The 9,249-nt window shown below is 72.4% G+C and carries 9 protein-coding genes; 5 read left to right on the forward strand and 4 right to left on the reverse strand.

Features of this window, described 5'->3' with window-relative positions:
• The coding region (locus ABZ215_RS42315) for an integrase core domain-containing protein (protein WP_354956491.1) at positions 1–128 on the forward strand (128 nt) is incomplete at its 5' end.
• A 28-nt stretch (positions 129–156) separates the two neighbouring features.
• Here ABZ215_RS42315 and ABZ215_RS42320 read toward each other — a convergent pair.
• From ABZ215_RS42320 to ABZ215_RS42335, 4 genes are all read right to left on the reverse strand, one after another.
• Complete coding sequence (locus ABZ215_RS42320) at positions 157–1,182, reverse strand: LacI family DNA-binding transcriptional regulator (protein WP_354956475.1); 1,026 nt, start codon at positions 1,180–1,182, stop codon at positions 157–159.
• Positions 1,183–1,281: 99 nt separating this feature from the next.
• A complete protein-coding gene (locus ABZ215_RS42325; protein WP_354956477.1) occupies positions 1,282–2,706 on the reverse strand; it encodes an MFS transporter in 1,425 nt (474 codons plus the stop codon).
• Positions 2,707–2,728: 22 nt separating this feature from the next.
• On the reverse strand, positions 2,729–3,829 hold the full coding sequence (locus ABZ215_RS42330) for a glycerate kinase (protein WP_354956479.1): 1,101 nt from the start codon (positions 3,827–3,829) through the stop codon (positions 2,729–2,731).
• On the reverse strand, positions 3,826–4,563 hold the full coding sequence (locus ABZ215_RS42335; protein ID WP_354956481.1) for an SDR family oxidoreductase: 738 nt from the start codon (positions 4,561–4,563) through the stop codon (positions 3,826–3,828). The genes ABZ215_RS42330 and ABZ215_RS42335 overlap by 4 nt, the downstream gene beginning before the upstream one ends.
• A gap of 125 nt (positions 4,564–4,688) precedes the next feature.
• On the opposite strand from ABZ215_RS42335, the gene ABZ215_RS42340 reads away from it, so the two are divergent.
• The 4 genes from ABZ215_RS42340 to ABZ215_RS42355 are packed head-to-tail and all read left to right on the forward strand — an operon-like array spanning position 4,689 to position 9,116.
• Positions 4,689–5,846, forward strand: a complete 1,158-nt coding sequence (locus ABZ215_RS42340; protein ID WP_354956483.1) for a dihydrodipicolinate synthase family protein — start codon at positions 4,689–4,691, stop codon at positions 5,844–5,846.
• Positions 5,847–5,849: 3 nt separating this feature from the next.
• Positions 5,850–6,668 (forward strand): sugar phosphate isomerase/epimerase family protein, encoded by an 819-nt coding sequence (locus ABZ215_RS42345; RefSeq protein WP_354956485.1) that lies wholly within the window; start codon positions 5,850–5,852, stop codon positions 6,666–6,668.
• Between the two features lie 22 nt (positions 6,669–6,690).
• Positions 6,691–8,316, forward strand: coding sequence for a malonate decarboxylase subunit alpha (locus ABZ215_RS42350; protein ID WP_354956487.1), 1,626 nt, complete (start codon positions 6,691–6,693; stop codon positions 8,314–8,316).
• The gene (locus ABZ215_RS42355; RefSeq protein WP_354956489.1) at positions 8,313–9,116 is read left to right on the forward strand and encodes an enoyl-CoA hydratase/isomerase family protein; all 804 of its coding nucleotides are present in this window, start codon (positions 8,313–8,315) and stop codon (positions 9,114–9,116) included. Before ABZ215_RS42350 ends, ABZ215_RS42355 begins: the two co-directional genes overlap by 4 nt.
• Positions 9,117–9,249: the final 133 nt, after the last annotated feature.

Here is a 9,249-nt window from a genome sequence, read left to right on the forward strand (position 1 = left end):
CCTACGCCCAGCCCTGGACCTCCAACACCCACCGCCTGACAGCCTTGCCCACCTGGGTCCAGCACTACAACACTGAACGCCCACACTCCGCCCTAGCAGCCCACCCACCCATCAGCCGACTGCCCTGACCCTCCACAACCTGTCAGGTCACGACAACTAGCGCGCCCGCACCGGACCCGTCGACTGCCGCTTCCGCAGGCTCGCCGGCACCAGCACCGCGGTCTCGTCGGGGACACGGCCGTTCATCGCGTCGTGCAGCAGGGCCCACGCCCGGCGGCCCAGCTCGTCGCGGGGGCTGGTCGCGGTGGTGATCGCGGGGAAGACGTGCCGCCCGATCACGATGTCGTCGAACCCGGTGACGGAGATGTCACCGGGAACGTCGAGACCCAGCTCCCGCAGCTTCGACATGGCGCCCACCGCGGCCAGGTCGTTGAAGCAGATCAACGCGGTCGGCTCGTGAGCCAGCGCCTGCTCGACGGCCTCGAAGCTGGTCTCGATGGTGCCGTCGGCTTCGACCCGGACCGCGTCCAGACCGAGGAAGCGCTCGCTGGTGCGCACGGCGCGCCAGCGTTCCCGGTCCTGCCAGGCCAGTTCCGAGCCGGACAGGTACACCACGCGGCGATGCCCGAGCTCGGCGACGTGCGCGCAGATCTCCAGCATCGCCGTGAAACTGTCCACCCCGACCATGGGCAGATCGACGCCGTGCTCGACGCGGTTGACCAGGACCACCGGTGTCTTCTGCCGGGCCAGGTCCTTCAGACCGGACAACTGGATCCGCGTGGACAGCAGCGCCAGGCCGTCCACGTGGCCCATGAGGTCCCACGCCGTGGCGAACTCGTCGTCCGACGTGCCGGCGTGATCGGCGATGAGCAGGCGGAAACCCTCCTCCGAAGCCACGTCGTGCATGCCCTTGACCACGTCGTGGAAGTAGGAGTTGCCCAGATCCGGCATCAGGGCGCCGATGTTGCGCAGAGCGCCCAGCGCCAGGTTCCGCGCCGTTTCACTGGGCCGGTAGGACAACTCCTCCGCCACGCGCCGGACGCGCTCGGCGAGTTCCGGCTTGACGGTCGACACGCCGCTCATGACGCGCGACACCGTCGCGGTGGACACCCCCGCGGCCTTCGCGACCGTCCGGATGGTGACCCGCCGTGGTTCCGCGGCGTTCACCGTCTCGCCCGCCACCCGCCGCCTCCCTCGTCCGCCCAGGTGGAACCCCGTCCCGGTGCCGGGGTGATGGTATGTGCTGCCCGTCATCGCGTGCCTCCAGGGGCCACGCCGTGATCACGCCCGCTCGCGCGCCGCCGCCACCGCGTCGCGCGGGTCGTCCAGGTCGCGCCGGGCCGGGTCGGGCGTGACGAACGTGGTCGCGACCGTGATCAGGGTCAGCAGGAACAGGTAGCCGGCCAGGAAGACCCACGAACCGTGCCCGGCTCCGGGCACGCCGGCGCCACCGTCCGCGGACACGACCGCCGCCATGATCGCCGCGCCGACGAGCGGGGCAATTCCGCCGGAGAGCACCGCCGACACCTCGCGCGCCACCGAGACCCCGAGGTAGCGGTGCCGCGCCCCGAACAGCTCGGTCATGAAGGCGCTCTGCGACCCGAACATGCCCCAGGTGCCGATGCCCAGCCCCAGCGAGATGACGACGACGGTCACCACTGTGCTGCCCTGGCTCAGCGCCCACCAGATGGGGAACGCGGCGACCAGCTGGAAGACCGCGAACCCCCGGTAGACCCGGACCCGGCCGAACCGGTCGGACAACGCGCCGGCGATCGGCACGACGACCGCGCCCAGCGTCGCGGCGAACACCAGCGACAACGCGCCGATCGGGCCCTTCAGCCCGACGCCGGCACTGGTGACGTAGGCGACGGCGAGTGCCTGGTACATCGAAGAAGACCCGTTCTCGGCCATGCGCAGCCCGATGCCGCGCAGCAGGGTGCCGCGGGAGTGGGTCAGCAGCTCGCGCAGGGGCCGCTCGGCGATCTGGTCCTTGGCCTCGAGCTTGCGGAACGTCGGCGACTCCTTCAGGCGCAGCCGCAGGTAGATGGCTACCCCGATGATCACGACGCTGGCCAGGAAGGGGATGCGCCACAGCCAGGTCTCGGTGATCGTCTGCTTGCCGGCGCTGTAGAGCAGGAAGTAGATCAGCGCCGCGACGACCGTGCCGACCTGGACACCCATGAACGGCAGGGAGGCGTAGAACCCGCGCCGCCGGGTCGGCGCGTACTCGGTCATCAGGATCGACGCGCCCGCCATTTCCGCGCCGGCGCCGAGACCCTGCACGATCCGCAGGAGCAGCAACAGCATCGGGGCGACGAGGCCGGCGCCCGACGGGTACCAGTCCCCCGGGCCGGCGTGGTAGGTCGGCAGCACCCCGATCAGCGCGCTCGCCGCGCCCATCATGCCGACGGTGGTCATCAGGACGAACTTGCGGCCGAGCCGGTCGCCGAGCCTGCCGAAGACGATGCCGCCGATCGGGCGGACCGCGAACCCGACGAAGTAGGTGCCGAAGCTGAGGATGAGGCCGGTGGCGGGATTGCCGCCGGGGAAGAACAGCGGGCCGAAGATCAGCGCCGAGGCCAGGCTGTAGAGCGCGAAGTCGTAGTACTCCAGGGCACTGCCGATGGAGCTGGCCCACGCGGCGCGGCGCAGGTCGGCGGTGGTGACGGGGGCGGCGTGGGATGGCGCCTGAACGCGTTCGGTCATCGTCGTTGATTCTCTTTCCTGGTCAGGCGGAAGGGATGGTACGGGCGGCGTGTGCGCCCGCGGTGTGCAGGAACCTCGTGGGCTCGGCGATCGCGGCTTCGGTGGATCCGGCGAGTGCGGTGAGGTCGACGCCCGCGCCCGGTGGTGGCACCGCCAGCCGTCCGGCGACGACGATCGAGGGCAGATCGAGGGCCGCGCAGCGGGCGAGGAGTGAGCCGACGACCTTGCCCGTGCCCGAGGTGTGGTCGTAACGACCCTCGCCGGTCACGACGACGTCGCAGGTTCCGATGACGTCGGACAGGCCGGTGCGGCGGGCGATGCGGGACGCACCGTCGACGAGCTCGCCGCCCCAGGCGGAGAGCCCGAATCCGGCGCCGCCCGCGGCGCCTGTGCCCGCGCGGCCGGGGTCGGCGGGCAGCACCGCGCCGAGCACCTCCGCGAACCGCGTGAGCGCGGCGTCGAGGACGGCGATCTGGCCGGCTGAGGCACCCTTCTGCGGTCCGAAGACCTGGGCCGCGCCGTGCGGACCGGTCAGCGTGGCGGTGGTGTCGGCGAGCAGCTCGACCCCGTCGGGTGGCGGCGGGACCAGGCCGCTGACGTCGATCCGGTCCAGCCTGCTCAGCGCCTCCCCGCCGGGCGGCAGCTCGGCGCCGGTGTCGTCGAGCAGGCGGGCACCCAGGCCGCGCAGCGCGCCCGCTCCGCCGTCGGTCGACGCCGAGCCGCCAAGGGCGACCGTGACCGAGGTGGCGCCGGCGCCGACCGCGGCGCGGATCACCTCACCCAGCCCGCGCGTGGTGGCGCCCATCGGGTCGGGTGTGCCGAGCATCGGCAGCCCGCACACGGTCGCGAGTTCGGCGACAGCGGTGCCGTCCGGCAGCGACAGCCACCGTCCGGGCACCGGTGCGCCGCCGGGTCCGGTGACCGGTTCCGGCGTGGTCCGCCAGACCGCGCCGGGCGTCGCGGCGCGGATCGCTTCGGCGGTGCCCTCACCGCCGTCGGCCTGCGGCAGCACCACCAGCTCGTCACCGGGGCGTTCGCGGACCCAGCCGTCGGCGAGCGCGCGAGCGGCGTCGCGGGCGGTGGCGGACCCCTTGAACGAGTCGGGCGCGATCAGCACCCTCATGTGATCGAGTAGCCGCCGTCGACCGGCAGCACCGCGCCCGTGACGTACCGGGCCGCGTCGGAGACCAGGAAGGTGACCACGTCGGCGATGTCGGTGCCGTCGGCGAGCCTGCCGAGCGGGATGCGGCTGAGCACGCGGTCGCGGAAGCCGGGCTTTTCGAGGACGGGCTCGGTCATCGGCGTGGTGACGTACCCGGGCGCCACCGCGTTGACCCGCACGCCCATCGGCCCTAGTTCGACCGCGAGCCCCTTGGTGAGCTGCTGCAACGCGGCCTTGGTCGCGCCATAGGGGACGATGCCGGCGACCGCGCGGTCGGCCGACAGCGACACGATGTTCACGATCGACCCGCGGGCGGCGGCCAGCGGCTTGACCGCGGCCTGGGTCAGGCGGTAGGCGGCGGTCAGGTTCACCGCGAGCAGGCGGTCCCAGTCCCCGGCCGCGATGTCGACCGCGGTGGTGCGGACCTGGACGCCGGCGCCGTTGACCAGGACGTCCAGGGAGCCGGTGGTCGCGATCACGTCGTCGACGACCCGCTGCGGCGCGGCCGCGTCGGTGAGGTCCGTCGTGATCGCGTGACCGCCGACCTCGGCCGCGAGGGCCCCGGCCCGCTCGTCGGCGTCCACGACAACCACGGTGGTTCCCGCCGCGGCGAGGGCGCGCACGATCGCGGATCCGATCCCGCCGGAGCCCCCGGTCACCACGGCGGTCCGGCCCGCCACTGACTTCGTCGTCATCACACTTCCTCGTTGAGTAACCGGATACTTCCGGCCGTGGGGTGCAGTAGCCGCACTTGAAGTGCGTGGGACGGAAGCTATACGATCCCCGGCAACGTGACAAGTAACCGGTTACAGGAGAGCCAATGACGGCCATCGCGCTGCCTTCCGCCGACGGGACCACCTCGGCGTTCACCCTCGGCCCGCCCGCGAACCTGACCACCTCCAGCTCCCCCGCGACGAGCCGGCTGGCCTACGCCGCCTCTCACGTGGTCGCCGATCCGCTGCGGGCCTCGGCCGAGGGAACCGCGGGCCGGATCGACTGGGACGCCACGCTCGCCCTGCGGCACCGGCTGTGGGACCTGGGACTCGGCGTCGCCGAGGCGATGGACACCGCGCAGCGCGGCATGGGTCTGGACTGGCCCGCCGCCCGGGAGCTGGCCCGGCGCACCCTCGCCGAGGCCCGGACCCGAGACGCCCGCGTCGTGGTCGGCATCGCGACCGACCAGCTGCCCGAGGGCGGCGCCGGTACCGAGGCCGTGCGTGCGGCCTACCTCGAGCAGCTCGCCGAGGTGGAGGACGCGGGCGGCCAGGCCGTGATGATGGCGAGCCGCCATCTCGCCGCCGCCGCGCGGTCCGCCGACGACTACCTCGACGTCTACGACGCGGTGCTGCGGCAGGCGGGCGAACCCGTGATCCTGCACTGGCTCGGCGAGGTGTTCGACCCCGCGCTCGCCGGCTACTGGGGCTACGAAGACCCGGCCAAGGCGATGTCCGTGGTGGCCGACCTGATCACCGCGCACGCCGCAAACGTCCGCGGCATCAAGGTGTCCCTGCTGGATGCGGAACTGGAGAAGGAGCTCCGGCGGCGGCTACCGGCCGGTGTGCACCTGTTCACCGGCGACGACTACCACTACACCGACCTCATCGCCGGGGACGGACGGCACCACAGCGACGCGCTGCTCGGCGCGTTCGCGGTGATCGCCCGCCACGCCTCGGCGGCGCTGGCCCGGCTGGATGCCGGTGACGAAGCGGGATTCCGCGGGATCCTCGCTCCGACCGAGTCGTTGTCCCGTCTCGTGTTCGCCGCACCCACCCGCTACTACAAGGTCGGCGTCGCCTGGCTGGCCTACCTCACCGGGGCGCAGAACCACTTCCGCATGATCGGCGGGTTCGAGACGGGACGCAGCCTCGGCCACCTCGGGGACCTGGTCCGCGCCGCCAGTGCGATCGGCCTCTTCGACGACCCGGAGTTCAGCGCCACCCGGGCCGCCGCCTACTTCGCCGTGCACGGGATCGGCTGAGCCGTGGACCTCGCGCACTGCAGCCTCAACTCCGTCACCGTCAAGAACGCGTCGTTCTCGCGGCTGATCGAACTCGCCACGCGGCACGGGTTCGGCGGCGTCGGCCTCTGGCGCGACGCTTACGCCGGCAACGGGGCCGCCGCGGCCGCACGAGACCTGCGGAAGGCCGGGCTCCGGGTGTCCAGCGTCTGCCGCGGCGGTGCCTTTCCCCAGCCCGACGAGACATCCCGGGCGGCGGCTCTCGCGGACAACCTGCGCGCCATCGACGAGGCCCGGACCCTGGACGCCGACTGCCTCGTACTCGTGTGCGGCGCTGCTGCAGGGCGGGACCTCGCCGCCGCACGTAACCAGATCGAAGACGGCATCGCCGAGCTCGTCCCGCACGCCGACGAAGCCGGCGTGCGCCTCGCGATCGAGCCGATGCACCCGATGATGGTCGCCGACCGCTCCGCCATCACCTCGCTCACCGAGGCGGTCGACCTCGTCGAGCGCCTCGCCAGCCCGCGGGTCGGCCTGTGCGTCGACAGCTACCACGTGTTCTGGGACGTCAACCTGGCCGGCGAACTCGCCCGAGCCCCGGAGGCGCTGATGTCCGTCCAGCTCGCCGACTGGGTGCTGCCCATCCACGGGCAACTGTCCAGCCGCGGCATGCCCGGTGAAGGATCCATCGATCTGCCCGGGTTCGTCCAGCTCACCCGCAAGGCGGGGTACCGCGGGCTCGTCGAGGTGGAGGTGCTCAGCGACCGGTGGTGGGCGACCGATCCCGCCGACACCGCCCAGGCCGCCGCCGACGCGCTGCGCGAGATCCCCGACCCGTCCTGACCCGACCGAAGGAGCACCTGCCATGCACACCCCCCGGATCCTCACCGCGCGCCGGGCCGCCGATCTCATCGCCGACGGCGACGTGATCACGGTCAGCTCGTCGTCGGGGCTCGGCTGCCCGGACGCCGTCCTCGCCGGGATCGGCGAGCGCTTCGCCGAGACGGCGAGCCCGCGCGGCCTGACTTCGCTGCACCCGATCGCGGCCGGCGACATGTCCGGCATCAAGGGCATCGACCACATCGCCCGGCCCGGATTGCTCGACCGCGTGATCGCCGGGTCCTACCCGTCCGGCCCCTCGCGGGCGGAACCACCGCGCATCTGGCAGATGATCGACAACGACGAGATCGAGGCCTGGAACTTCCCCTCCGGCGTGCTGTACCAGATGCACCGCGCCGCGGCCGCCAAACAGCCCGGGGTGTTCACCGAGGTCGGGATCGGCTCGTTCGTCGATCCCCGCGAAACCGGCGGGCGGATGAACGACATCACCCCCGAGCGCTTCGTGCGCAGGGTGGAACTGGACGACGCCGAGTGGCTGTACTTCGAGGCGATCATCCCGGACGTCGCGATCATCCGCGCGACGACCGCCGACGAACACGGCAACCTCACCTTCGAGGACGAGGCCTCCCCGCTGGGCGCGCTCGACCTGGCCTACGCGGCGCACAACAACGGCGGCATCGTCATCGCCCAGGTCAAGCGGCTGGCCGAGGCAGGAAGCCTGTCCCCCCAGGCGGTGCGCGTGCCGGGCATCCTCGTCGACGCCATCGTCGTGGCCCCGGACCAGCTGCAGACCACGCAAACCCCCTACGACCCGGCCATTTCCGGACAACTCCGGCGTCCACTGTCCACACTCGACCCCGTGCCGTTCTCGCTGGAGAAGGTGACCGCCCGCCGCGCCGCCCAGCAGCTGCGCTCCGGCGAGATCGTCAACCTCGGGTTCGGGGTGTCCGCGCTCGTGCCGCACGTCCTGGTCGAAGAAGGGCTGGCCGGTTCGGTCAGCTGGGTCATCGAACAGGGCGCGGTCGGCGGCGTCCCGCTGCTCGACTTCGTCTTCGGGGTGGCGCAGAACCCGGACGCGATCATGCCCAGCGCCGACCAGTTCACGCTGCTGCAGGGCGGCGGGTTCCACCGCACCATGCTGTCGTTCCTGGAGATCGACGAGCACGGCTCGGTCAACGTGCACCACTTGCCCGGACGGCGGCACGTGACCGCGGGTGTCGGCGGCTTCGCCGACATCGTCTCCCACGCCCCCGAAATCGTCTTCATCGGCTCCTTCACCGCCGGGCGCCGCGACATCGCGGTCGCCGGCGACGGCCTCGACATTCGTGCGGACGGGCCCCACACCAAGTTCGTCAAGGCGGTTTCGTCGCCCACCTTCTCCGGCCGGCGTGCGCTCGAGAACGGCCAGAAGGTCACCTACATCACTGAACGCGCCGTTCTGGAGTTGCGCCCGGAAGGCCTCACGGTCACCGAGATCGCCCCCGGAGTCGACCTCGAACGCGACGTGCTGGCTCGCTCCGAGTTCCCGCTGGTGGTCAGCTCGGAGCCGGCGACGATGGACGAGCGGCTGTTCCGGCCGGAGCCGGTCGGCCTGCGCCTGCCGGCCGTCGCACCGCACCCGCGCGTGGCCGCGCTGCGGGGTCAGCAGTGACCGCCGCGTGCCCGTCCGGGCTGCCCGCGAGCGGATCGGTGACCGTGACCGAGACCGCGGACGGTCAGGTCGCCACGATCCTGATCAGCCGCCCGGACAAGCTCAACGCCCTCACCCTGGAGATGCTGGCGGAGCTGGAATCGCACCTCGACGAGCTGGCATCCGGCGCGGTGCGCGTGGTCGTGGTCCGCACCGCCGGGTCGAAGGCGTTCTGCGTCGGCGCCGACATCGAGGCGTTCTCCCGGCTCAGCGCCACCGACATGTGGCGACGCTGGATCGCCGAGGGCCACCGGGTGTTCGACCGGCTGGCCCGCCTGCCGCAGCCCACCGTCGCGGTGGTGGACGGGCTCGCCGTGGGCGGTGGGCTGGAACTCGCCCTCGCGTGCGACCTGCGCCTCGCCACCCCCGAGGCGACCTTCGGCCTCCCCGAAACCGGTCTCGGCACCATCCCGGGCTGGGGCGGAACCGAGCGGCTCACCACACTGGTCGGCCCGGCGCGGGCCAAGGAGCTGATCCTCACCCGCCGCCGGGCCGACGCCTCCACCGCGCTGGGCTGGGGGCTGGTCAACGCCGTCGCCGCCGACATCGACGCGGAGACCGACCGGTGGGTGCACGAGCTCCTCGGGTCGGCCCCCATCGCGCAGCAGGTCGCGAAACAACTGGTGGATGCCGCTGCAGCCGGCGCGCCGTCGGCCGTCCTGGAAGCGCTCGGCAGCGGATTCACCGCCTACACCGACGACTTCGCGGCCGGGGTCCAGGCGTTCCGCACCAAGTCGCGCCCCGAGTTCCGGGGCCGCTGACCGGGCACCCCGCCACGCCCGGTCAGCGGCTCCGTTCCCGGCGCCGGCTCAGCCGCCACGGCCTGGGCACCCGCGACGACGCGGCGGCGATGCAGTACCTGGTGAAGGGCTGGACCTTCGCCCCGAAGCGGCC

Origin of the sequence: Amycolatopsis sp. NPDC006131, from assembly GCF_040614175.1 — a bacterium.
Lineage (GTDB): Bacteria > Actinomycetota > Actinomycetes > Mycobacteriales > Pseudonocardiaceae > Amycolatopsis_E > Amycolatopsis_E tucumanensis.

Bases quoted from the DNA above. Each gene is read 5' to 3' on its own strand.
- ABZ215_RS42325 (WP_354956477.1), bottom strand. From the start codon at position 2,706: ATGACCGAACGCGTTCAGGCGCCATCCCACGCCGCCCCCGTCACCACC.
- ABZ215_RS42330 (WP_354956479.1), bottom strand. From the start codon at position 3,829: ATGAGGGTGCTGATCGCGCCCGACTCGTTCAAGGGGTCCGCCACCGCC.
- ABZ215_RS42335 (WP_354956481.1), bottom strand. From the start codon at position 4,563: ATGACGACGAAGTCAGTGGCGGGCCGGACCGCCGTGGTGACCGGGGGC.
- ABZ215_RS42340 (WP_354956483.1), top strand. From the start codon at position 4,689: ATGACGGCCATCGCGCTGCCTTCCGCCGACGGGACCACCTCGGCGTTC.
- ABZ215_RS42350 (WP_354956487.1), top strand. From the start codon at position 6,691: ATGCACACCCCCCGGATCCTCACCGCGCGCCGGGCCGCCGATCTCATC.